The 23877-nt window shown below is 46.7% G+C and carries 18 protein-coding genes and 2 pseudogenes; 11 read left to right on the forward strand and 9 right to left on the reverse strand.

Features of this window, described 5'->3' with window-relative positions; all coding sequences use genetic code 11:
• Nucleotides 1-60: 60 nt before the first annotated feature.
• Nucleotides 61-1170, forward strand: coding sequence for a peptide chain release factor 1 (gene prfA / locus H6F73_RS02105; protein ID WP_190757174.1), 1110 nt, complete (start codon nucleotides 61-63; stop codon nucleotides 1168-1170).
• Nucleotides 1171-1430: 260 nt separating this feature from the next.
• On the opposite strand, the gene H6F73_RS02110 is transcribed toward prfA, so the two are convergent.
• Nucleotides 1431-1595 (reverse strand): hypothetical protein, encoded by a 165-nt coding sequence (locus H6F73_RS02110; RefSeq protein WP_190757175.1) that lies wholly within the window; start codon nucleotides 1593-1595, stop codon nucleotides 1431-1433.
• Between the two features lie 986 nt (nucleotides 1596-2581).
• On the opposite strand from H6F73_RS02110, the gene H6F73_RS02115 reads away from it, so the two are divergent.
• From H6F73_RS02115 to H6F73_RS02130, 4 genes are all read left to right on the forward strand, one after another.
• Entirely contained in the window at nucleotides 2582-3049 is a 468-nt protein-coding gene (locus H6F73_RS02115; protein WP_190757176.1) for a hypothetical protein, read from the forward strand.
• 97 nt (nucleotides 3050-3146) lie between these two features.
• Complete coding sequence (locus tag H6F73_RS02120; RefSeq protein ID WP_190757255.1) at nucleotides 3147-6263, forward strand: Hpt domain-containing protein; 3117 nt, start codon at nucleotides 3147-3149, stop codon at nucleotides 6261-6263.
• A 128-nt stretch (nucleotides 6264-6391) separates the two neighbouring features.
• Nucleotides 6392-7558, forward strand: coding sequence for a chemotaxis-specific protein-glutamate methyltransferase CheB (gene cheB / locus H6F73_RS02125; protein WP_190757177.1), 1167 nt, complete (start codon nucleotides 6392-6394; stop codon nucleotides 7556-7558).
• Nucleotides 7559-8290: 732 nt separating this feature from the next.
• Nucleotides 8291-12661, forward strand: a complete 4371-nt coding sequence (locus H6F73_RS02130) for a PAS domain S-box protein (protein ID WP_190757178.1) — start codon at nucleotides 8291-8293, stop codon at nucleotides 12659-12661.
• A gap of 10 nt (nucleotides 12662-12671) precedes the next feature.
• On the opposite strand, the gene H6F73_RS02135 is transcribed toward H6F73_RS02130, so the two are convergent.
• Nucleotides 12672-13733 (reverse strand): LOG family protein, encoded by a 1062-nt coding sequence (locus H6F73_RS02135; protein WP_190757179.1) that lies wholly within the window; start codon nucleotides 13731-13733, stop codon nucleotides 12672-12674.
• On the opposite strand from H6F73_RS02135, the gene H6F73_RS02140 reads away from it, so the two are divergent.
• Nucleotides 13732-13926 (forward strand): hypothetical protein, encoded by a 195-nt coding sequence (locus H6F73_RS02140; protein WP_190757180.1) that lies wholly within the window; start codon nucleotides 13732-13734, stop codon nucleotides 13924-13926. The two genes, H6F73_RS02135 and H6F73_RS02140, sit on opposite strands and share 2 nt — an antisense overlap.
• Nucleotides 13927-14053: 127 nt before the next feature.
• Here the strand turns inward: H6F73_RS02140 and trxA are convergent, their stop codons facing one another.
• Both trxA and H6F73_RS02150 read right to left on the reverse strand, forming a co-directional pair.
• Nucleotides 14054-14377 (reverse strand): thioredoxin, encoded by a 324-nt coding sequence (gene trxA / locus H6F73_RS02145; protein WP_190670618.1) that lies wholly within the window; start codon nucleotides 14375-14377, stop codon nucleotides 14054-14056.
• Nucleotides 14378-14625: 248 nt separating this feature from the next.
• The gene (locus tag H6F73_RS02150) at nucleotides 14626-15789 is read right to left on the reverse strand and encodes a GuaB3 family IMP dehydrogenase-related protein (RefSeq protein ID WP_190757181.1); all 1164 of its coding nucleotides are present in this window, start codon (nucleotides 15787-15789) and stop codon (nucleotides 14626-14628) included.
• Between the two features lie 176 nt (nucleotides 15790-15965).
• On the opposite strand from H6F73_RS02150, the gene H6F73_RS02155 reads away from it, so the two are divergent.
• On the forward strand, nucleotides 15966-16130 hold the full coding sequence (locus tag H6F73_RS02155) for a hypothetical protein (RefSeq protein WP_190757182.1): 165 nt from the start codon (nucleotides 15966-15968) through the stop codon (nucleotides 16128-16130).
• 483 nt (nucleotides 16131-16613) lie between these two features.
• Here the strand turns inward: H6F73_RS02155 and H6F73_RS02160 are convergent.
• From H6F73_RS02160 to H6F73_RS02175, 4 genes and pseudogenes are all read right to left on the reverse strand, one after another.
• Nucleotides 16614-17548: pseudogene (locus H6F73_RS02160) on the reverse strand (IS630 family transposase).
• Between the two features lie 79 nt (nucleotides 17549-17627).
• Nucleotides 17628-18014: a VOC family protein gene (locus H6F73_RS02165; RefSeq protein WP_190757183.1), complete on the reverse strand. Its 387-nt coding sequence runs from the start codon at nucleotides 18012-18014 to the stop codon at nucleotides 17628-17630.
• A gap of 76 nt (nucleotides 18015-18090) precedes the next feature.
• On the reverse strand, nucleotides 18091-18474 hold the full coding sequence (locus H6F73_RS02170) for a hypothetical protein (RefSeq protein WP_190757257.1): 384 nt from the start codon (nucleotides 18472-18474) through the stop codon (nucleotides 18091-18093).
• A gap of 48 nt (nucleotides 18475-18522) precedes the next feature.
• A complete protein-coding gene (locus H6F73_RS02175) occupies nucleotides 18523-18678 on the reverse strand; it encodes a hypothetical protein (RefSeq protein WP_190757184.1) in 156 nt (51 codons plus the stop codon).
• Nucleotides 18679-19206: 528 nt separating this feature from the next.
• On the opposite strand from H6F73_RS02175, the pseudogene H6F73_RS02180 reads away from it, so the two are divergent.
• Nucleotides 19207-19356, forward strand: a pseudogene (locus tag H6F73_RS02180) (transposase); the annotation flags it as partial.
• Nucleotides 19357-19516: 160 nt separating this feature from the next.
• Here H6F73_RS02180 and H6F73_RS02185 read toward each other — a convergent pair.
• A complete protein-coding gene (locus tag H6F73_RS02185; protein ID WP_190757186.1) occupies nucleotides 19517-19831 on the reverse strand; it encodes a hypothetical protein in 315 nt (104 codons plus the stop codon).
• Between the two features lie 204 nt (nucleotides 19832-20035).
• Between H6F73_RS02185 and H6F73_RS02190 the strand changes: the two genes are divergently transcribed.
• The 3 genes from H6F73_RS02190 to H6F73_RS02200 all read left to right on the forward strand — a co-directional run bounded on the left by H6F73_RS02190 (nucleotide 20036) and on the right by H6F73_RS02200 (nucleotide 23828).
• Nucleotides 20036-20410: a VOC family protein gene (locus tag H6F73_RS02190; RefSeq protein ID WP_190670630.1), complete on the forward strand. Its 375-nt coding sequence runs from the start codon at nucleotides 20036-20038 to the stop codon at nucleotides 20408-20410.
• Nucleotides 20411-20747: 337 nt separating this feature from the next.
• Complete coding sequence (locus tag H6F73_RS02195; protein WP_190757187.1) at nucleotides 20748-23150, forward strand: endonuclease MutS2; 2403 nt, start codon at nucleotides 20748-20750, stop codon at nucleotides 23148-23150.
• Between the two features lie 90 nt (nucleotides 23151-23240).
• On the forward strand, nucleotides 23241-23828 hold the full coding sequence (locus H6F73_RS02200) for a DUF3038 domain-containing protein (RefSeq protein WP_190757188.1): 588 nt from the start codon (nucleotides 23241-23243) through the stop codon (nucleotides 23826-23828).
• The last annotated feature ends 49 nt before the right edge of the window (nucleotides 23829-23877 follow it).

Here is a 23877-nt window from a genome sequence, read left to right on the forward strand (position 1 = left end):
GTAGCCGCTGAGCGCTAAAAAACGCTGATAAACCCTCCTATTTTGACTGGTGATCGCGACATGGCTGAGACTTATCTGCTCGACAAGCTAAAATCCGTTGAGCAAACCTTCAACGAGTTAACCCGCCGTCTGGCTGACCCAGATGTGGCCAGAGAGCCGAATGAATACCAGCGGGTGGCTAAGGCTCGTTCTTCTCTAGAAGAAGTGGTCGATACCTATGAGATTTGGAAAACAACTCAGCAGGAATTGATCGGCACTCGGCAAGTGCTTAAGGAATCAAACAGCGATCCTGATCTGCAAGAGATGGCAGCGCTGGAAGTTGAAGAACTGGAAGCCAAGCTGGAAAGCTTAGAGACACGCCTGAAAATATTGTTGCTGCCCCGCGACCCGAATGATGATAAAAACATCATGCTGGAAATCCGCGCCGGCACCGGCGGAGATGAAGCCAGTATTTGGGCCGGCGATTTACTGCGGATGTATTCTCGCTATGCTGAAAACCAAAATTGGCGAGTCAAGCTGGTGAGCGAATCTTTAGCAGAAATGGGCGGATTTAAGGAGGCTGTTCTAGAAATTCAAGGCGATCAAGTTTACAGCAAGCTCAAATTTGAAGCCGGCGTCCATCGGGTACAGCGGGTGCCGGTAACAGAAGCCGGTGGACGTGTCCACACTTCAACGGCAACCGTGGCCGTCATGCCAGAAGTGGATGATGTAGAAGTCCACATTGATCCGAAGGAAATAGAACTGACAACTGCTCGTTCTGGGGGTGCCGGCGGCCAAAACGTCAACAAAGTGGAAACAGCGGTTGACTTGTTCCACAAACCAACTGGCATCCGCATCTTCTGCACCGAAGAACGTTCCCAGCTACAAAACAGAGAGCGGGCTATGCAAATTTTGCGGGCCAAGCTTTATGAGCTGAAGCTGCGGGAGCAACAAGAAGCCGTCACATCCATGCGGCGTTCCCAAGTTGGCACCGGCGCACGTTCGGAAAAGATCCGCACTTACAATTACAAAGATAATCGCGTCACGGATCACCGGCTTGGACAAAATTTCACCCTTACCCCTGTCTTGGAAGGTGAAATCGAACAGCTTATTCAATCCTGTATAGGCCAAGATCAGCAGGAACGCTTGGAAGAACTCGCCGCTTCCACTTCCGCGCCGAGTTCAGTTTAAGGTTGGTTTGAGCTAATTCCCATTGAGGGTGCCGGCATAGCAATTCGCCTAGGTGAATGCTGTGTCCAGCTCATGTTAATTATTGCTCAGGAGAAACACCCCGATATTAGTGTCGGGGCGCAAATTTTTACGAGAATATTTAAAATTTCTACACTTTTTGGATAGCACTGTTTGACTGCTGCATCCTAGCCAACTGGCTTGCGAAAACAAGCTGAGCCACCTTATACCATTTAAGATATTAGATTAAAGAACAATGTTTTCTACTTGTCAATACAAGTGGGGATGATACCGGAATTAGGTAATTCTGAAATTTGAAATTCTTGCATCGGGGACAGAATAATTCCGGGGGCAAGTTTTTTGCCGGCTTCTACTCTGAGTGAAGGCTGTGCCGGCTTTAGCGTGTAAATTTTTGGCGTCTTGCCCACGACTCCTGTGTGAAACCCTGCTGAAGCAACACTAGGGCTGTGTTTGCCCCTTCAAAACTTCACGATAAAATGGCAAATATTTGGTTAGTAATTAATGATGATGGGAACACTAATAATATCACATTTAGTTCATTCGCAGGCAGAAGGTATATGGATAAAGCAATTAATCACAAAGGCATGAAGGTGCTGGCTTAAGAAGGAACAACTTTTGGCTCGTGCAGCACCGGCTATCAAGAACATAGTTTTGAACAAGCAAGAAATTTACCAAGGACTGGAAACAAGCATTCCCCTGACTGCCTTGGCTAAAATTTTGCTTTTCAATTCAAAAATAGTTTCTCGGTAAGCCATATTAAATAAATTAACCTTGAAAATAATATTTTTTAACCAAGTTAAGTGCCAAGTCAACTGTCATACACTACTTTACTTTTTTATAAGTTTAATAACTTTAATTTTTAAATTATTGGTTTTTAAATCTAATAAAATTAAAATTGAGTCCAGAAAAATAAGAAAAATAAAAATATTTTTAGATTAACTTCAAGAAACAACTTTAGACACGATTCATTAAACTAAAGTTAAATTTATTATAGATAGTGCATTTTCGCTCAATAATGGAAAAGCACAGTCAGACAAAGTAAGCCAAATGGCAGCGCATCTATAGTCATCAAAATCTTATCATGAATTCTAAAAACAAAGAAGTTTTTAGAATAAGGTGCATCCATGCCAACGGCAAAGATTACCTTTAAAATATCAAATTCATTTAACCGAATAAATAAGTTAGGATAAAAAACAGGAGGTATATCAATAAATCGACTTAGTAAGCGCAAAAACTGGCCGAGGAAGGAGAAACTGAAACCCTCCCATCTTGAGTAACAATGACGAGAGCAAGCATGGCCATTTCCTCGTCTAGTGTAGCAGTACCAAGGTTTCGCCATCTAGAAACTTTTACTATTTATTAAGCATCCGCTTAGATTCTCAGAGAGGCTGTAATGATTGGTAACCTAAACTTAAGAAACAGGATTCTAATCGCCCGTGCTATTTTCGAGATTTTAGTCACCGTCTTGACAGAGCGCATTTACAGCAGCACCCTTCAAGTTTTGGACAGGTTAAAAGATATCCCAACTGAAGGAAAACCTTTTTTAAAAGAAAGCCATAGGCTGCTGGGCCTCGGGAAAATCACCCAGACACTCGAATGTTATTTTATTGCAAAATATAAAGAATTTTTAAGAAATAATGAACAAGTTTTCTACCAAAGACGAAGGCTAGAAGATCAAATAGACGCATTGATTGAACAGTCCCTCACTTTATTAAACACAGGCAAAGCATCTAGGCAATCGCAACTGAGTGGTGCCGGCATAGACAGCCGAATTATAGAGAAGCTTCCAAATATCCGCCATCAGGTCGCCCAGCCCAAAAGCCAACAGCTAGGCTCATCAGCAGCTATTCCGTTCACTTAAAGCCTTTATCTATTAACTAATCGTCAGTTTCTGGGTTTCACAAACATTCTAAACATCAATTACTCCGCCTAACTTTGTAAAGGAGCCGATATTTATGATGATCGAAGATGAAGAACTCCGAATTACCTTCAAAGATGCCAGCGAAGAACATTTGCAGAAACTTGATGAAGGGCTGCTGCATTTAGAAAAATACCCCGACGATCTAAGTGGGCTAAATGAATTGATGCGGGAAGCCCACAGCCTGAAAGGAGATGCCAATATGTTAGGCATCAAAGATGTCGGCACCCTAGCCCACCAGCTAGAACATATTCTGGGCACCATAAAGCGCAGCGAAGCCAGCCTCACCCCAGCACTATGTGATCGCTTGTCGGGTGGGTTAAATGCGATTCGTCAACTCGTCCGCGAAGCCGTCACTGGCGAACCCAGCGGCATCAACACATTTTATGCCCTTGCTCACTTGATGGGAGCCGATACTCAACCCCCAAAACCCCTACAGGTTAAGGAAGAAACGGTTGAAATTATCAAGCCAACCCCAGAAACAAAGCCCGCACCGGCAGCCCCGACTCATACAAGTGAACAAGAGAGCGAGGTAGCAGCACAACAGCACATCACACACCCTAGGCGAGAAACACCTGATCGCTGGCAAAATCATAGATCGCCTATCCCCAACCCTCAACTCCCAACCCCCGCTGAAAACTCACAACTCATCAGCGGGCAAAAAAGTCATCGCTATATTGAAGACGACGAACTTCGTACCACCTTCAAAATCGTCTGTGAAGAGCATTTACAAAAACTTGATCGCGGCTTGCTCTTTTTAGAAAAATTCCCCAACGACAATGCCAAATTAGAAGAAATGTTGCGAGAAGCCCACAGCATCAAAGGTGATGCCGGAATGCTGGGCGTCAAAGATGTGGGCACCCTCGCGCATCAGCTAGAGAATATTTTCACGGCAGTCAAACTTGGCGAACTCAGCTTTACCTCAGCTCTTTGCGATAACTTATCTTACGGATTGGATGGCATCCGCCAACTTGTTCACGAAGCCGTCACTGGCGAACCTACCGGCACCAACCCAGCAGACGTCCTCGCCCGGATGTCACCTATCCAGCAGACGTCCCCATCTGCTGCAACACTTGTGCCCACCCTTGCTGAGGATGGAAACATGATCGCTGCCAGCTCATCAGCAGCGCCAACTGATAGGATGCCGGCTCAAGTTTTACAAACACCAAACATCACCGCTAACCAGCAACCTCAGCCATTAACCGGCAACGGGTACTTCTCAGCCGCGCCGGTTCAACCGGCAGCCACCGGCTTGCAGTTTCCCCCCCCGACTGATGCCGTCAAAATCAGCAGTGATACCTACCGCATCGAAACCATTCGCGTTGAAACTCGAAATCTCGATGCCCTCATGACTCAAGCCGGTGAATTAACCGTCGCCAAAATTCGGATCGCCCACCGACTCGGCGAAATCGAGCAAATCGTCAGCTTGTGGGAAGAGTGGAGCCGGGATGTTTTTGTCAATCGTTTTGCCCTCGACGAATTAGAGCGGGGCTTGAAAGTCGAAGTTCCAAACGGGCGAAACTCCGACATCAACCCAAAGCTTGCGGGTAACTTCCACCTGCGCCCCTCAGCTCGCAATGGCACGCTTAAGCAAGTACAAAACTTGCACCATCGAGCTGAAGAACGCTTAGAGCAGTTAGGTTCGCTCGTTAATCGCCTCAGAAATGCCGTTTATGAAGACACTGCCCGACTCGACACCGTCGCCGATGAATTAGAGGAAGGAATTCGCACCCTGCGCCTGCTGCCTCTGTCCACAATTTTTAATTTATTTCCCCGCATGGTGCGCGATCTCGCCAGACAGCAAAGCAAAGAAGTAGAACTCGTGATTGAAGGAGGAGAAACCAAGGCAGATAAGCGCATTTTGGAAGAAATGAAAGATCCTTTAATGCATATCCTTCGCAATGCGATTGATCATGGCATCGAAACACCGGCAGAGCGCTTGCAAATGGGCAAACCGCCAGTAGCCACCATTCGGCTGCGAGGTTACCAAACCGCCACCAACATTATTATTGAGGTTGCTGATGATGGGCGGGGTTTGGACATCGAAAGTATTAAACGCACGGCAATCAAACGTGGCATCTGTCGGGAAGAAGAACTGGCAACCATGACACTTCATCAAATTCAGGCTCTGATCTTTGCGCCCGGTTTTTCAACTCGAACATTTGTAACAGAAGTCTCCGGCAGAGGTGTGGGACTCGATGTGGTGCGAACCAATGTCGAGCACCTCAAAGGCAGCATTCATGTAGAATCGGCACCCGGAAAGGGATGCACGTTGCGCCTGAATCTGGGAACGAGCCTGTCTACAGCCCATGTGCTGTTGGTTGCCGTTAATGATATTGCCTATGCTTTGCCGGTGGAGTTTGTGCAAATGGCTCGGCTGGTGGCTGAGAGTGAGATTTTTACAATTGAAGGCCGCGATACCATAATCTTAGATGGTCAACCTATATCAGTTGCGCCACTGGCAAATTTGTTGGAAATGCCCTCACTCAACAATAATTTCTCGAAACCAGCGGATGAGGGACAAGAAATAAGAAACGACAAGCAACAGCCTTGTATTATTTTGAAGATAGGTGAAGAATGCCTGGGGCTGCTGGTAGATGCGCTGCTTGATGAGCAAGATGTGGTGTTAAAACCTCAAAGTAAATTGCTCCAGCGAGTACGAAATGTTGCCGGCGCAACGATTTTGGGCACGGGTGAAGTCTGTATGGTGTTAAATCCTCAGGATTTGATCAAGTCGGTTCGCCGGCCATCTAGGGGGATTAAACCCGTCACTGCAACGGAGCCGGCAGCGGAAAAACAAACGATTCTGCTAGTGGAAGACTCGATCGCCACTCGTACTCAAGAAAAACGCATTCTCGAATCTGCCGGTTATGAAGTTGTTACCGCCGTCGATGGATTGGATGGCTACAATAAACTGAAAACCCGCTCTTTTGATGCGGTCGTCTCTGATATTCAGATGCCGAATTTAGACGGCTTGGGCTTGACGGTAAAAATTCGCCAACACAAGGAATATAAAGAATTACCGATTATCCTAGTCACCTCCCTCGCTACAGACGAGGATAGAAGAATTGGTGCACAAGCCGGTGCTAACGCCTACATTACAAAAAGCACTTTTAATCAAGAAGTGCTGTTAGAAACATTGAGACGGCTAGTTTAACGGTCATTGATCATTAGTGATCAATTCTTGGTTGTTGTTCAAAAACATCCCAGAAATATCGAGTGTTGGTTGTTGTTAAAAAACATCCCAGAAATGGCGGTTGACAGGCGGGTAAGGACAAATGACAAATGACAATTCGTGTTTTGCTGGTAGAAGATTCACCTGTGGCGTTAACCATTCTCAAACGGATGCTAGCCTCATCCCCTGATATTACAGTCGTGGGAACGGCTCGCACCGGCAAGGAGGGTTTGGCCCTCATTCCTCAACTTCAGCCTCAAGTGATCTGCACAGACTTGCATATGCCTCAAATGGATGGGTTGGAATTCACCCAAGAAGTGATGGCAAACTTCCCGCGCCCAATTTTGGTGATTAGTTCTTCAGTACAGCCAGAAAATACCCACACAGTCTTTCGTCTGCTGCAAGCAGGGGCGGTGGATGTGTTTCCCAAACCGCATGGTGCGCTTGGCCCAAATTATGAATCCATCCGCCAAGAATTGATCAGCAAAATTAGGATACTATCTGGCGTGGCTGTTTTTACCCTGCGGCGAAGAAAAACCACGGCTGAACCAGTATCTTTTAACCCTCAGCCAAAGCAGCTGATCGCCAAAGACACAAAGGATCGCGAGAGCAAAATTCCAAAACAACAAACCCACGCCAAACAACCCCCACCTGTCCCCCCCTCTCTCCCTCAGCAGTCAGCACTCAGCAGTCAGCACTCACCACCCAAAAAAATATTGGCAATCGGGGCATCCACTGGCGGTCCCCAAGCGCTGCACACCATTCTCACTCAACTGCCGGCAAATTTCCCAGTGCCGGTGATTTGTGTGCAACACATCAGCGAGGGGTTTTTAAAAGGATTGGTGGATTGGTTAAATGGGGAGTGTTCTCTTTCCGTAAGAATTGCCACGGCGGGTGAGTATCCATCTGCCGGCACGATTTATTTTCCACCAGAGCAGCACCATTTAGAATTGGATAACAAAGGCCGGTTTCACTGTTCGTCTGCGCCACCCGTCTCTGGGCATCGCCCCTCTGTAACCGTTACGTTTAACTCGGTGGCTAATTTTTACGGCAAGTCGGCTGCGAGTGTCCTCTTAACAGGGATGGGCCGAGACGGTGCAGATGGAATGCTTAGTATCAGCAAAGCCGGCGGTCTCACCATCGCTCAAGATGAGAAGAGTTGCATCGTTTTTGGGATGCCGAAAGAAGCGATTGCCCTCGGTTCCGCTCAGTATATTTTGCCGCTGACTGAAATTGCTCCGGTGTTATTAAACAAGATCTTGATTAAAAAAATATAGGATTTTGTTCTTTTTTGATTCAATTTTATTTCCTGCACAAACAATGATGGCTCATTCATTCTTCGGAAAGCATGAGTCATCCGCTCGTAAATCTCAACAAAAACTTTGCCGGCATCCCCTTCACTCCTGGTATTTCAGCAACCATTCTACAATATTGCAACGCCGGCAGCCGTTAAAGTTTTGCTGGAATTCAAAGCCACATCTTAAAGTTTTAAAAAAGCTACCTTTATTTAGTTGATAAATTAAAAATCTAAAATTTAAAATGTATTACGATAAGGTGTTGTGTCTAGCGAAGGAACGGTGAAGCCAAAATCGGACTTGAGAATGTCTGCTAGTCCATAATGTTGACAACGTATAACAGTTTCTTTTGCTGCTCTATAGATCCCCCCAGCTCCGGGGAGAGAAAGACATTTGTAGGGTTTTAAATTCAAAGCAGAATTAAAAGCTCAGTTTTAGCAAGGTAGATTAAGTGTAAAATCTTATTGCAATAATTGTTTAATTGTGATATTAGATAACCAAAGAAGTGTAGGGTGCCGGCAGTTACCCAATCAGCAACTTTTTACTATATGCTCAGAGAATAAAACCATTTGGATAGTGGAGTTAGTAACAAAAGGTAAAGCATTTTGAACGAAGACTTGTGCCTAAAAAGCATAAGATTCCCATAATATTATTTAAAGTGTTAAGACTGAATTAATGTTTTAACTGGGGTTTAAGCCCTAAACAAAGCCGGCTATGCCCGTGAAAGCAATGCTTTTATACGAGGAAGCAAAAGCGGCTATTAAACAGTTCCACTCTTCTGATTTTAATGCAAACCATTACAAGCTTGAAGTCGCTGTGCGTGAAAGGAAAGCTGACCTGGGATGGGATCAAACTTTATACGAATTTCTTCCGACTATCTGCTTCACGCTCGACGCAGCGGGTGTTGTTATTGATGTTAATCAATTTGGGGCAGCACGTCTTGGATATCCTGCCGGCCAGTTAATTTTAAAATCAATGGCCCAGATTCTTCATCCTGAAGACCGGCAACAATTAGAAGCGCTCAATACTGCTTATTGGCAACAGCTCGATCAAGTTGTAAGTTGGGAAAGCCGGCTTGTCTGTGCGAATGGTCAAATTCTCTGGGTAAAAGCCAGCGCCCGTATAGTGCCGGTTTCAGGTGAGGCTGGAAAAGGAGGAGACGATTACTTCAACCCTCAACCTTCCTCCGTCATTCTTTTGGTTTGCGAAGACATCACCCAAGCCAAGCAGGCAGAACAACAGCAGCGCGAATGCGAAAAACGCCGATGCCGGCAAACGCGCACCCTCACAGAATTGGCAAAAAGCCAGATCCTCAACCGGGGCGATCTTGAAGCTGTTGTGAGAGAAATTACAAAAACTGTCGCTGACACGCTTGAGGTTAAGCGCGTTAGCGTTTGGCTGTATAAAGCTAATAACTCAAAAATTGTCTGCCTCGATCTTTACGAAGCGCCAGACAAGCATCATTCTCAAGGCTGGGTGTTAGAAGCCGCCAATTGTCCCACTTATTTTCAAGTGCTGGAAAAACAAACAACGATAGTAATAAATCACACCTGTAGCGATTCGAGAACAAAAGAACAGTCAGATTCTTATTTTTTAAAGCTAGGCATTACAGCTTTTTTACACGTACCCATTCGGCTGCACGGCCAGATAGTAGGCATTATTTGTTACGAACATACCACTTCTGAAGATTCTGGCAAAGAATACGAGCGCCAGTGGATGCCAGATGAAGAGTCTTTCGCCATTACAAGCGCCGATTTCATCGCCCTAGCGTTAGAAGCTGATAGCAGATCGCAAGCAGAGATGCAACGCAGAGAACGCGAACAGATTCTGTTAAGCCAATATTACGAGCAACTTGAGGAAGCGGTTGAAAAACGTACCGCCGAACTCACTCAGCTCAACGAACAATTGCAGGAAGAAATTATCAAGAGAAGCCAGACAGAGGCGATGCTGCGAAACCAGCAACAAGAACAGCAAATTATCTTTGATTCTGTGCCGGCGCTGATTTGGTATAAAGACACCCACAACCGGCTCTTACGGATTAACAAAACTGCCTCGGTTGCAACAGGGGTGCCGGTAGAAGCGATAGCAAGCGCATCAATTTATGAAATTTCGCCCAACGAAGCAGATCGCTATTACCAAGACGACTTGGAAGTGATCAATTCTGGCTGTCCTAAAAGGGGAATTATCGAACCACTGCAAACCCTCACCGGGGAAAAACTTTGGATTCGCACTGATAAAATTCCCTACCGTGACAGTGCCGGCAATATCGTTGGAGTCATTGTTTTTGCGGTTGAGATTACTGAATTAATACAAGCCGAGGAAGAATTGAGGCAATATCGTGATCACCTGCAAGAGAAAGTAGACGAACACACCGCCGAACTAAGACGGGCGAATGAACAATTGCAAGAGGAAATTGCCTGCCGTATCTTAGCAGAGGAGGCGCTCAAGCGAGAGCGAAATTTATTTATTGGAGGGCCAGTTACTGTATTTCGCTGGCTAGCAACAGAAAATTGGCCAATTGAATATGTCTCACCGAATATTGCTCAATTTGGCTATGAAGCCAGTCAATGCAGCAACGGTCAATTGTTTTATGCCAGTATTGTTCATCCAGACGACTTAGAAAGAGTATTAGCAGAAGTTAAAGCTTATAGCGAAGCTGGGGCTACTTCCTTTGAACAGGATTACCGCATTGTTCAAGGCAATGGGGAAAGCCGGTGGGTGTATGACTTCACCGTAGTTGTGCGAAATGAAACGGGAAAAATTACTTACTATGAAGGATATATTTTAGATATTACGCAACGCAAGAAAACCGAGGCTGCCTTGAGGGAAAGTGAGGAACAGCTACGGCGGTTTTATGAAGCATCTTTTGAAGCAATTGTGATCATTGAGAAAGAAAAGATTGTAGATGTTAATAAAAATTTAACCAATTTATTAGGCTACGAATCATCCGAAGCCATCGGAATGAATGTGATGGAATTTGTTGCCCCGGCATTACATCCGCTCGTAAAAGAAATCATTGCGTCAGGCACAGAAAAAACTTATGAAAGTGTTTGTATCAAAAAAAATGGAAGCGCGTTTCCCGTAGAAGTTCGGGGAAAAGCAATCACTTATCAAGGCCGCTTAGTTCGGGTGATCGCGATGCGAGACTTAAGCGAACGCAAACAGGCAGAAGCGGAACTTGAGCGCTCGCTTTCTCTGCTTCATGCCACGCTAGAATCAACTGCCGACGGCATCGTTGCCATTAACATAGCAGGAGAAATTATTAGCTTTAATCGTAAATTTTTACAGATGTGGGGCATTCCTGATGAATTCATGGCCTCGCAAAATAAAACTCGCCTGCTCGCCTTGGCGATCGAGCAGTTGCGAGATCCCGAAGCTTTCTTGCGAAGAATTAGGGAACTGCCCAACCAGGTAGATGCCGAACTTTACGACATTTTAGAGTTAAAAGACGGTCGGATTTTTGAGCGCTACTCACTTCCCCAACGTGCCGGTGAAAAAATTATTGGCAGAGTGTGGAGCTTTCGAGATATCACAGAACCTCAGCGAATACAAACCAGCTTGCTGGAAAGTGAAAGACGTTTTCGTGCAATTTTCAACTCCTCGTTTCAATTTATCGGACTGATGAACCCAGAGGGCACGCTGCTGGAAGCGAACCAGACGGCACTTAATTTTGGCGGACTCACCAGCGCCGATGTGATCGCTCGCCCGTTTTGGGAATGCCGGTGGTGGGTGAGGGATCATCCGCCCACCGAGGAAGCCCTAGAGAGGGCCAGAGGGGGCGATGGCGACCTCAATCGCACTCAGAAACGCTTGAAAGAGGCGATTTCCCAAGCCGCTGCCGGCCAGGTTGTTCGCTACGAGGTGGAAATGCTTGGGGCGGGGGATAAAGTCGCAATCATAGACTTTTCCATTAAGCCGGTGTTCAATGAAGCCGGTGAAGTCGTCTTGCTGATTTCTGAAGGCCACGATATTACCGAACGCAAGCATTCAGAGATTGCACTGCGGCAGCAAGCAGAGAGAGAACGGCTGCTCGGTGCGATGGCCCAGCGGGTTCGTCAATCGTTGGATTTAGAAGAAACGCTTAACACCACAGTGGCAGAAGTGCGACAACTGCTACAGGCAGATCGCGTGATCATTTTCCGCTTTGAATCGAATTTTGATGGAGTGGTTGCGGTGGAGTCGGTGACAGGGGGTTGGCCGGCAATTCTAGCCACCAATATTCACGACCCCTGTTTTGCGCCGACTTATGCAAAGCTTTACAAACAAGGTCGCATCCGCGCCACTGACAATATCTATACAGCCAATATGAGTCAGTGTCATGTCAACTTACTGGCTCAGTTTCAGGTTCAAGCAAATTTAGTCGTTCCGATTTTGCTAAGCGAACAAGCCCTGCAAAATCCCCCATCCCCAACTCGAAATCAGTTGTGGGGATTGCTGATTGCCCACCAGTGTAGTGGCCCTAGGCAATGGCAAACTTGGGAGGGTGAGTTACTGATGCAACTCACAGAACAGGTGGCGATCGCGATTCAGCAGGCGCAGCTTTACCAACAACTACAGGCGGCTAACCAGGAGTTAGAGCGTCTTGCGTCTTCAGATGGCCTGACGCTGCTTGCCAACCGTCGCCAGTTTGATAGCTATCTTAAGCAAGAGGTGCGGCGTCTGGCGCAAGGAACCGCTCCCATCTCCCTGATTATGTGCGATATCGACTGTTTCAAGCCCTACAACGATACTTATGGCCATCAAGCCGGTGATGCTTGTTTGCAGCAGGTTGCTGGGGCAATTCGTAATGCGCTCCAGCGACCGGCAGATTTGGCTGCTCGGTACGGCGGTGAGGAATTTGCGGTGATTTTGCCGGATACGGACGCTGCCGGTGCAGTTCGAGTTGCTGAGGCGATTCGCACCAGCGTGCGCTCTTTGCAAATTCCCCACGCTAAATCAGCGGCGGCATCTGTGGTGACTTTGAGTTTGGGGGTTGCCAGCGCATCGGCTCACAACACAACACCGGCACAGTTAATTGCCGCAGCCGATGAAGCCTTGTATCAAGCCAAGGAAGGGGGACGCGATCAGGTTGTGGTTAACGATTAATCCCGAATCGCTACTTTTGCTCTGGATGAGCAGCTGCCGGCGTGGTGGCACCGATTTGGTTAATCGTGGCGATCAGTTGATACAAGCGCCCTAAATCTCGCTGGTTGAAGTAAAAAACTAGGCGGGGTAGCTCTGATGTATCATCAGCGGCTTCTTCGGGGAAAGCTTGACTTTTCTCAATGCGTCCTTTCACTAAAATGTCGCTGAAATCAGTATTTAACTGTTCAACATCCGCTTCTGAAAGTTCAGACTTCAGACGCATGACAAATTTATCGTTGACGTAGCGGCTGGAGTGATAAACACGATAGAAGCTGCGGATGACTTCACAGGCAACATCCAAGTTATCGGTAATTGTGTAAAGGCTGGGATCGGCGGGGCTAACCAATCCTCTTCCGACTAAATGCTTATGAATGTATGCGTTCCAGTCGTGCCAATAATCGCCGCCGGCTCGATCAATTAACACCAAGGGAACCGGGCCAAGCCGGCCTGTCTGGCTTAAGGTTAAGCACTCAAATGCCTCATCTTGGGTGCCAAATCCGCCGGGAAAGAGGGCGAGAGCGTCACTTTCACGCAGGAAGAATAACTTGCGGGTGAAGAAATATTTAAAGTTAATCAGCTTGCGATCACCGGCAATGAAGGGATTGGCCCCTTGCTCGAAGGGTAGCTGGATATTCAAACCAAAGGATTGAGCGGCACCGGCACCTTCATTGCCGGCTTGCATGATCCCACCGCCGGCCCCTGTAATCACCATAAATCCTTGCTGGGTGACACTGTGAGCGAACTGGGCCGCCATTTTGTATTCGGGGCTATCTTCTGTTATTCGAGCCGAACCAAAAATGGTAATTTTGCGAACGTGCCGGTAAGGATAAAACACCCGGAACGCACGCTCCATATCTTCCAAACAAGCCGTCAAAATCTTCCAATCGAGCCGCTCTATTTCATCGCCGGCAATTCGCACCAGAGAAGCCAGCGTGCGCTCAATAAATTTCTGATACTTCGCGTTAGGCAGCTCGGCAAATAATTCTAATAGGTCGTTATAGAGGGATTCTGTTGAGTTCAAAGAAGGAGACATGAATGCTTGTGTCCTGGCAGTACCTTTATTCTACCCAGACTCGGGCTGGGATCGCCTTATTTTCAGCACTTTTAGCGCACCAGTCTCCCCAGATATGAGCAATTTGCCGGCAGCCTCCCTATTTTGTGGGGGCGTTGACAACTTGAAAAAAACAAACCCGCCCCAGCGTAAACCAGAACGGGTTGATTTGTAATGTTTTAGATCGTAAAAGCCCTTTATTTCTGACCGAAATCAGTAACGCCCAAAAGGCTTAGCCACCTAATCGGCCAGTGAAGATTCCCTAACAGCGTTGCGGCTTGTTGAATTGTGGCAGACGGCGCTTAGAGATACTTTTCTAGCGTGTTTGCCAGTGTGGTCTTGGGAACTGCACCAACTACCATATCAACCCGCTGACCACCCTTAAAAATCATCAGCGTGGGAATGCTGCGGATTCCATATTGGCTGGCTACATTGGGGTTCTCGTCTGTGTTGACTTTGACGACCTTTATCTGCCCGTCGTACTGTTGAGCGATTTCATCGACGACAGGAGCGACCATCCGACAAGGTCCGCACCAGGGTGCCCAAAAATCGACTAATACGGGAACTTCGCTCTCAAGCACTTCTTGTTTAAACGTGGCGTCTGTAACTTGTGCGGCTGCTGACATGCCTGACAATCCCTCTCTACATTGTCTTTAAGATTGTCATTCTACCATTCTTAGGGTGCTACAACTGCGGTATTGGGACATGAGAATGTCTAATTAAAAAGGAACCGCCCGAACATAGTCCGGGCGGAGTGTGGTGTGAGGAGTGAACGGAAACATGCGTCTCCGCTTCTCTTATATTGTAAGCGACTGATTCGATTGATGCCTTTAGAACTGTAGAAAAATTTAAAGTTTTAGCTAGGCCGGTAATTCTACTTACCCATGCCCAGTTGTTGCGCTTTCTGGTAAACTTTGCCTTCAGTTAGCAGTGAGGGAGCAATGACGACCTCAACTTGCTGCATCTCCTTGATGTCTTTGGCTCCCAAGGTGCCCATGCTGGTTTGCAGTGCGCCTAAAAGGTTGTGGGTGCCATCGTCAAGCTGTGCCGGCCCGCGTAAGATTTGCTCAAGGGTGCCGGTGGTGCCAACCCGAATGCGCGTGCCTCGGGGCAAAACAGGACTCGGCGTTGCCATGCCCCAGTGATAGCCCCGGCCTGGTGCTTCTTTCGCCCTGGCAAAAGGTGAACCGATCATAACACCGTCGGCTCCGCAAGCAATACATTTGCAGATGTCGCCGCCGGTGATTAAGCCGCCATCCGCAATCACCGGCACATAATTGCCGGTTTCTTGATAGTAATCGTCACGGGCGGCAGCGCAGTCAGCAACAGCCGTTGCTTGAGGAATCCCCACACCGAGAACACCGCGAGACGTGCAAGCCGCACCAGGGCCAATTCCCACTAGGATGCCGGCTGCCCCTGCCTTCATTAAGTTCAGGGTCACTTCGTAGGTGACGCAATTGCCTAAAATCACGGGAATGGGCATTTCCCGGCAGAATTGGGCTAAATCGAGGGGTGTAATTGACTCTGGAGCCAGGTAAGCGGTTGAAACAACGGTTGCCTGTACAAAGAATAAATCCGCGCCGGCTTTAGCAACGACTGAACCGTATTTGGTTGCCCCTGCCGGTGTAGCGCTAACCGCCGCAATTCCGCCTTGGCGCTTAATTTCCTGAATTCGCTGTTCGATGAGTTCTGGCTTGATGGGTTCGGCGTAAAGTTCCTGCATCAAGGTCACAAACTCATCTTTGCCCACAGAGGCAATGCGATCTAAAATCGGCTCTGGGTCAGCATAGCGCGTTTGAATGCCTTCTAAGTTAAGTACACCCAGTGCCCCAAGTTCAGACAGTCGCACTGCCATGCGGACATCGACAACCCCATCCATTGCGCTAGCAATAATGGGAATTTCTCGTTCAATGCCGCCAATGCGCCAGCGAGTATCGGCTAAACTCGGATCGAGAGTTCGCTGTCCCGGTACTAGCGCAATTTCGTCAATTCCATAAGCTCTGCGAGCTGCCTTGCCCCTTCCAATTTGAATATCCACGCTCGTTACTCGTTCCCAAGACTATTTAAGTAAGGGTATCAAATTAGTAGGGGGATTGGTTTTGGGTGAGTTAAGGTTTTTTTAACCTTCAGCCGGCTCAATCCCCAACGCCCTCAATTGCGCTGCTAATTGCTCAGTCCGTTGTTCTGCCTGCCCTTGCACTTGAGCCGCCTGCTGTGTTAACTCATCAGGGAAAAGAAACCGTCTCCCGTCAGCGTCATACCAGTACAGCTATTCCCGCTGCCATCCCCAAAAAGTACCTCGTTCCCGCCCAATGCCTAAACCAATTTCAGGCATCCACACCGGCTTACCAACGCAACGCACATAGTTCCCCTCAATAAGGTGATGCACCTCAAACGGTTCGTCTCTGAGGCTGTGACGGCGTTCAGAGCATAAATCACCTATTACAAAATGCCCAATTCGGCATAGTCTATTTTTTTCTGACCATGTTCTTCGTTATAGCACAGCAGACGATAGCAGGTCACCATAACATCTTTAGTGGTTAGCCCTAACTGCACTGGCCGTTGCTATATATGTTCTCGTACCCTGACAACGGAGAATACCTTTAACCTTTGACCAGACATTCTTTCGAGGCAGAAAATCTGGAGAAGACGGGGGTAAAAATATTAATTTTATTTATCCCGAAATATGAATGCCTTGCTTCATTATTTACTCTTATGAATACTATAAATTTCCGTTTATACAGAAGCCGATCTTAAGAGTTTTTTTTACCAAGCTTTGTGATTATAAAAATCTCGAATGCAATTTCATCTATTCCGCCTAGAAAATTTACTGACTTCTGCATATTATAGCGTTTTTTGTAGTCATGAGAGACAATAGCAACAATGAGTAAACCCGTTATAAATATCTTTTTTAGTCACCCTGAGCATTGCATTAACGATGGCATCGATTAAATCTTTGTAAGTTCTTGCTGCTGTCTTTCTCAAGAGGGCTTTAATTTTTGATCAAAAATTTTCTATGCGGGAAAACTCTGGTGAGTAAGGAGGTAAATAAATCAGGATTGCTCCCGCTCCTTCAATAATTTCTCTGACCATTTCCCCCTAATAAATTTTTGCATTATCCATGACAACACAGGCATTTTTCCAGAGGTTAGGAACTAACTTTATCAGAATAAAAGCTTCAAACGTCGCGCCATCTATTGCCCCATAAATATTTTCTGAAGCCAGCACTTTTTTAAATGATATGGCAGAAATTAAAGAAATATTTTTGCCTCTTTTTTGTGCCTTTTCCCCTCTGGCTCTTTTTCCTTTTAAAGCTCTAGCATACAGCCTAACCATTACCAGGTTGACTCCTAATTCGTCCAGAAAAACCAGGTAGTATACTCGGATATTTCTGATGACTGACCAAAATTCCATTCGCTGTTTTTGAACTTTTTCACTTGATTTTTCCGCAGCGTAAAGAGTTTTTTTTTCACGGTATAGTTTAATTTTTGCGTCAGCCTTCCCATCGTGGCTCTACTGACTCTAACTTGAACTTTTTCTTCTAGCAAGTCACAAAGTTCTGCAAGGGTTGCATCATTATGGGTTTCGATAATTTCTATTAAATCAATTAATTGCTCTCCCTTGATTTTAGGTTCAGGGCTTCCGAATTGAGGGCGAGGATGAATATTTCCGGTTTCTTTATACTGCTTGAGTAATTTTTGAAATATTGCTTGGAGCCACACAAAACGTTGAGCGAGCTTCCTAATCGAGATATTTCCTTTTTCATGGACTTCAATAATTTTTTGCCGGCACTCAATGGGATAAGGTTTCGTTACTGATTTTTATAATTGATAGACTTGAATAAAATTATACCTTATGAGTCCGAGAATTGCTATATTACTGTTCATATATCTCAAGTGGTAAGTCGTCTGGATCTTTGAAAAAAGTAAAACGTTTCCCTGTTAATTCGTCAATTCTCACTGGTTCAACCCTGATTCCTTTTGAATCTAAATAAGCAACATATTCTGTTACATTTTCTACTTCAAAGGCTAGATGTCGTAGCCCACAAGCTTCAGGACTATTGATTCTTGAAGGAGGACTAGGAAAAGAAAAAAGTTCTATTTGAGCATTGTCTCCCACTTTTAAATCTAACTTGTAAGAATTTCGTTGCTCTCTAAATGTTTCATTAATTATTGAGAATTTTAGTATCTTTGTGTAAAAATTTTTAGAGTTTTCATAGTCAGAACAAATAATAGCTATATGGTGAATTCCCTTTAATTTCATGTTTTCAATCCTAGCTTTTGAGATGAATTTGGCTTGACGAGGTAACAACCCCGTCGCAACTCGTTATCCAGCTTATTTAAGGTTTTGGCACCTTATTTTGTGCAGAGTATTCCCCCCAATCCTGAATTAGATTGGCCACTACCCCAGTCCAGCCAGTTTGATGGCTAGCACCAACTCCAGCACCCTTATCTCCATGAAAATTTTCATAGAAAAGAATCAAAGCGAATCGCACTTTCATTGATAGTACACCCAAACTGTTCGCACCGGCTACCTTACCCGGAGGAGCGTTCAAGATGTCGTAGTAAAATTTGTCATGGTCGTCCCATATATCGACATTGTTATCTCCAACTTTATTCATCGCATCTGCTATCAACAGGAAAGGCTGAAAATATTTGGATGCCATATCTTCGTAGTTGGTTCTCGCCGATTTGGTTACCAGGGTTCGATAAGTTGAGATCAACTCTTCATCTTTTTGCTCTTTAACTATACCTTCATATTTTTGGCGGAGTTATTCATAAATTCTCGCCAAATCCTTATCTTTTTTGGCTAGTTCCGTTGCAATTTTTAGCATATTCAGACAGAACATCGCCATCCAGCTAGTACCATCTGACTGCTCTATAGGCGCGAGAACGAGATTGATCGTGGGAAAAATAGCCCCAAGCATTATCATTATCGCTGTAATCTTCCCGCACCGTTCCCCACTGGCGATCGCTCAAATACGAACCCTACCGCTTCCAATCTTCTTTCTTCTCCCGGTCTTCTGCTAATCTTTTTCCTTCTGCTGTGTCTTGAATTGATGTCATGGCTTTTTTCGGTTGTGTAATGCTTGCTGATATTGATTTAGTTTTTCTTCTCAGTCGCTAACCTAGCACGTAGAACTTTGGCAACGAACTAAGCTTTGGCGATGCGACCTTTAGGTTCCCTCTAATTTATCAAAACTCCGTAGTGTCGTCTTAGCAGGAAATTATAAAGTTTAAGTAGGGAAAATGAAGTTAAGTTAAATTAATATTTATACCCAGAGATAATTTTTATAGAATTTGAGTCCGCATTGGAGGTCATAACCCATGCGCTTGCTCGCAAAATCGCTAGAACGCTAATAGTAATTTCCTAAATTTTTGTTACAGAAACCCCATTTATAACAACGGCCAGTGTAGTTAGTAGGATGTAGACTCAAAATGTTATCGTGACCTGCTGTCGGTTGCTTTACTTACCTGCTTATTCACCCGACTTCAATCGGATTGAGCGATGCTGGTCTTGGCTCAAAAGTCGTTACGCCACGCAACTCGACCAGTTTGAGTGTCTAGGTGATGCGATGGAGCATCTCCTACACCTAGCGTTCTAACTGCCTTGGCGCTTGCTATAAGTAGCCGTAGAAACATTTGACTCCACTATTGCCGGCTGAGTCGGATAGAAGATTGAAGAACCATTCGTTTTACTGCTCACCATCTGGAAGACGTGGCCAATTAATTATTTTAATTAATCTTCTTCTAGCAAAGTATTACTTAGCGATAAACAGCGGGTAGATAATTAATCCTATAAATACAACGCCTTCTAAGCCAAAAAAAGTTGACGGGAATGCCCTCAGAAATGCTGCGGACTAAAATATTGAACATCCACCCCACAGCGCCCCATAAACTCAAATTGATGGCTAAGAATAATAGCAGTGTTGCTTGACACACGCCCATAAAATCGGCATTGGCATCAGCATCTATGCCTAAATATTCGTCACCGCCACCGCCGGCAATGACTAATAGAAATAAGACAATTCCTAAAGATAAGAACATCCAGTAGGGAAGGTTGGCCAAGTTAAAGAGCATAAATGCCTAATGGGTGATGAGGAGCTAGCTCAATTCTAAGGGTGAGATTTTAGATGGGTGCGTGCGCCTCAATTCCAAACTCCAGGTTTTAAAGCCGGTAAAAGTAGCACGCTATCTTTGCTAGATTTGAGAAAAATCCAGATTCAATACCGAATCTAAAATAGCCGTCATAAAATAGAGTCGGTAGAAAAGCAATAAAAAGTTATGAAATTGAAACGAATAGGCCACGTTGCGATCTGTGTTCAGGACATTAACAAAGCCGCTGAGTTTTACCAAAACTTAGGCATGGATGTCGTTTGGAAGGATGCAGACTGGGCTTACCTTAAAGCCGGCGAAGATGGTTTAGCATTGTTAGGGCCAAGCTACAAGCACGCAGGACAGCATTTTGGATTTATCTTTAATGAACGCAGCGAGATAGAAGTTGCCTACGAACAAATGAAGGCAGCAGGGGTTGATGTGCGCCCTATTCACGATCACCGGGATGGCACAGCCTCATTCTATGGACGCGATCTCGATGGCAATTGGTTTGAGTACCTCTATGAACCGGCACCTGTCGCCAGTAACAGTGTTCAGCGCTAAATGAAACAGCAGAACCCGTTGCGCTAAATCTCTATGCAGAAACGCACTGAAGAGTCTCCCGTTTTTGCACAGGCATAGTATTCAGGTAATCAATCTTTAGTTTGAGTGATAACTGATTGCGCCGAATGCTATGCCGCGACATGGATATTTGCGGAAGCGGGATATTCCCACACAGTGTCTTGTGTTGCCACATTCATGAGAGTTTGACCCTTTGCACCGGCATCTGTTCAGTAGAAGAAATTCCGGCTTTTACACCCATTGGAGCCTTACGAATATCAAATCTAGCGCTTAAAATGACTCAATAGATACCTTATCCCGCAGATCCGGCTTTCCAGCTTTGATTCAATCTGAGACTCTAGAACTTTTAGAATGGCCGCGCTTGTGCCAGCATTTGGCCACCTTTGCGGCCACAAAACTAGGTGCGATTGCCGCACAGCAAATCCCAATCCCGGATACTCTGGATGAGACGCAACAACTGCTCACGCAAACCCGCGAAGTTTATCAATTGGAAAGTCGCCTAACTTCAGGCTTGACTTTTGAAGGGATTTATGATATTGGAGAAGCGCTAGAGCGTTCAGAGCGGCAAGGCGTTCTCTTTGGAGAAGAACTGTTAGAGATTGCCACCACCTTAGCCGGCGTCAGACGTTTGCGGCGCATCATCGACAACCAACCAGACGTGCCGGTGTTGAACGCACTGGTTGCCGATTTGCGAACTTATCCAGAAATCGAGCAAGAAATTCATCGTTGCATCGACGAACGGGGTAAGGTAGCCGACCGAGCCAGCCCGAAACTCGGTGAAATTCGGGCAAAAATGCGGCAAGTCAGAGATCGGATTTATCAAGTATTACAAAGCATATTACAGCGGCAAGCCGGCGCAGTTCAAGAACAAATCATCGCCCAGCGGGGAGATCGCTTTGTCATCCCCGTTAAAGCCCCTCAAAAAGACGCGATTCGCGGCATCGTTCATGATGTTTCCATGAGCGGGGCAACCCTCTACATTGAACCTCATGCCATCGTTGATTTAAACAACCAGATGCGGCAGTTGGTGCGGCAAGAACAAGCCGAAGAAGAGGCCATACGCCGCGTTCTCAGCGAGCAAGTTGCAGCGGTTAAACCTGACTTAGAACGCTTGTTGGCAATTGCCACAACCTTAGACTTAGCCACCGCCCGCGCTCGTTATAGTTTGTGGTTAGAAGCGAATCCCCCGCGATTCATCAGCAGGACAGAAGAAGACGGCAAAGCAGAAATTATTACCCTGCGGCAGTTGCGCCATCCCCTGTTAGTCTGGCAGCAGCAACACGAACAAGGTGCGCCGGTGGTGCCTATCGACTTGCATATCCAGCCCAAGATTCGGGTGGTGGCGATCACCGGCCCGAATACCGGCGGCAAAACGGTTACGCTCAAAACATTAGGATTAGCCGCGCTGATGGCCAAAGCCGGCTTATTTATCCCTGCCCGTGAGCCGGTGGAACTGCCCTGGTTCGACCAAGTTTTAGCCGATATTGGAGATGAACAATCTTTAGAGCAAAGTTTGTCTACCTTCTCAGGCCATATTCGCCGCATTAGTCGCATTCTGGAAGCACTGAGCGAGGAAACATTGGTACTGCTAGATGAGGTGGGTGCCGGCACCGATCCCACAGAAGGCAGCGCCCTAGCGATTGCCCTGTTGCAATACCTGGCTGAAACTGCCGGTTTAACCATTGCTACCACCCACTTTGGCGAACTCAAGGCGCTGAAATATCAAGACGAGCGATTTGAAAACGCCTCGGTGGAGTTTGATGATGTTAGCCTCTCGCCCACCTATCGGCTGCTGTGGGGAATTCCCGGACGTTCCAATGCCTTGACAATTGCCCGCCGGTTGGGATTAAAGTCAGAAATTGCGGATCGAGCGTCTGATCGCGTAGGCATGGGATCGGCTGAAGAAATCAACCAAGTGATTGCCGGCTTGGAGGCGCAGCGCCGCAGCCAAGAAACCCGTGCTCAAGAGGCAGCAGAGTTGGTCAAACAAGCTGAGCGCCTGCATCGGGAACTCTCGCAAAAAGCAGCGCAATTGCAAGAACGAGAGCAGCAATTAAAGCTTTCCCAAGAAAAAGCCGTTCAAGATGAAATTAATACGGCAAAATCGGAAATTGCGCGAGTGATTCGCCGGTTGCAGCAAGGGCCGGCCACCGCTCAAGACGCCCAGCAAGCCACAGAAAACCTAAAGGAAATCGCCGAGGTACGCCTGCCGTCGCGTAAAGCACCGCCGGCCAAACCGAAACCCGGATTTCGGCCTCAAGTGGGTGATCGCGTCCGGATTCCTCGCTTGGGCCAAACGGCTGAAGTGCTGAGCGGGCCTGATGAAGATGGGGAATTGAGCGTCCGGTTTGGGTTGATGAAGATGACAGTGTCTCTGACAGACATTGAATCGCTCGATGGCCAAAAAGCCGATGTGCCGGTGAAACAAAAGCCGGCACCCGCACCCGCACCCGCACCCCTGCCGGCACCGACTGTCCGGACATCACAAAATACAGTTGATATAAGAGGTAGCCGAGTTGGCGATGCAGAAATAGAATTAGAACGTGCCATCGCCACCGCCGCAACCAAGAGCGGTGCCCTGTGGATTATCCACGGCAAGGGAACTGGCAAGCTGCGTCAAGGCGTCCATGAATTCTTGCAGCAGCACCCTCAAGTCAGCCGATATGAGTTAGCTACCGCACAAGAGGGAGGTGCCGGTGTCACCGTTGCTTACCTTACCTAGCCAAGGGGGATAAGTAAAATTGCTCACTTCCCTAAAGCGCTTTTCTGGGTTCTCGCTCAGCATTCTGCTCCTCTGCCCTATTTTTAAGCTATGCATCCATCAGTGAAGACGCCCGCATCCGTGCCCAAGTGGGAGGAATTTACAGTCACTGATGCGCCACAACCGGCGCAACTCGACAACATCAAAGCCCAGCTAGATTTAATCCTCTTGGCCCTAGAAGCCTTGGCCGGCATTGGTTCCGAAGCCATGCTTCGGGCAGCGGTGGATTTGAAAATCGAATCGATGGTAGCAGATCGGGTTGCCTTGTGGCGGCTGCGCCAGTCCTCTCCCCTGCGTAAAGGACAAGGAGGGCGCAAAAAGCTGGATGTGGAAGAAGCGCGGGCGCTGGTTTTAATTAGTTGCTATCTCGCTAAACAAAATCAAGAATTAATTCGCCGTGCTGTGGGACTCCTCGAACAGCTTGCGGAGCAAAATCGTGAACCGCACCAAGCTGCTTTGATTGGCGACTATCTTGATACGTTCTGCAATACCTATCAAGAGCGCATGGAAGACGGAGAAAGTGTATCGCCGGATACTCTAACCCACCTAGCCTTAAAACTTTTGATTGACCTATTGTTCTACAGCGGGCCGGGTGGTTCCCGACGTCTTTGGTTAGCCCTTCTCGACCGAAGTCGCTAAGGCTTCACAGTTCGCAGTTCACAGTCCACAGCAAGGCACAACCCACCAC

Source organism: Microcoleus sp. FACHB-68 (assembly GCF_014695715.1).
Lineage (GTDB): Bacteria > Cyanobacteriota > Cyanobacteriia > Cyanobacteriales > Oscillatoriaceae > FACHB-68.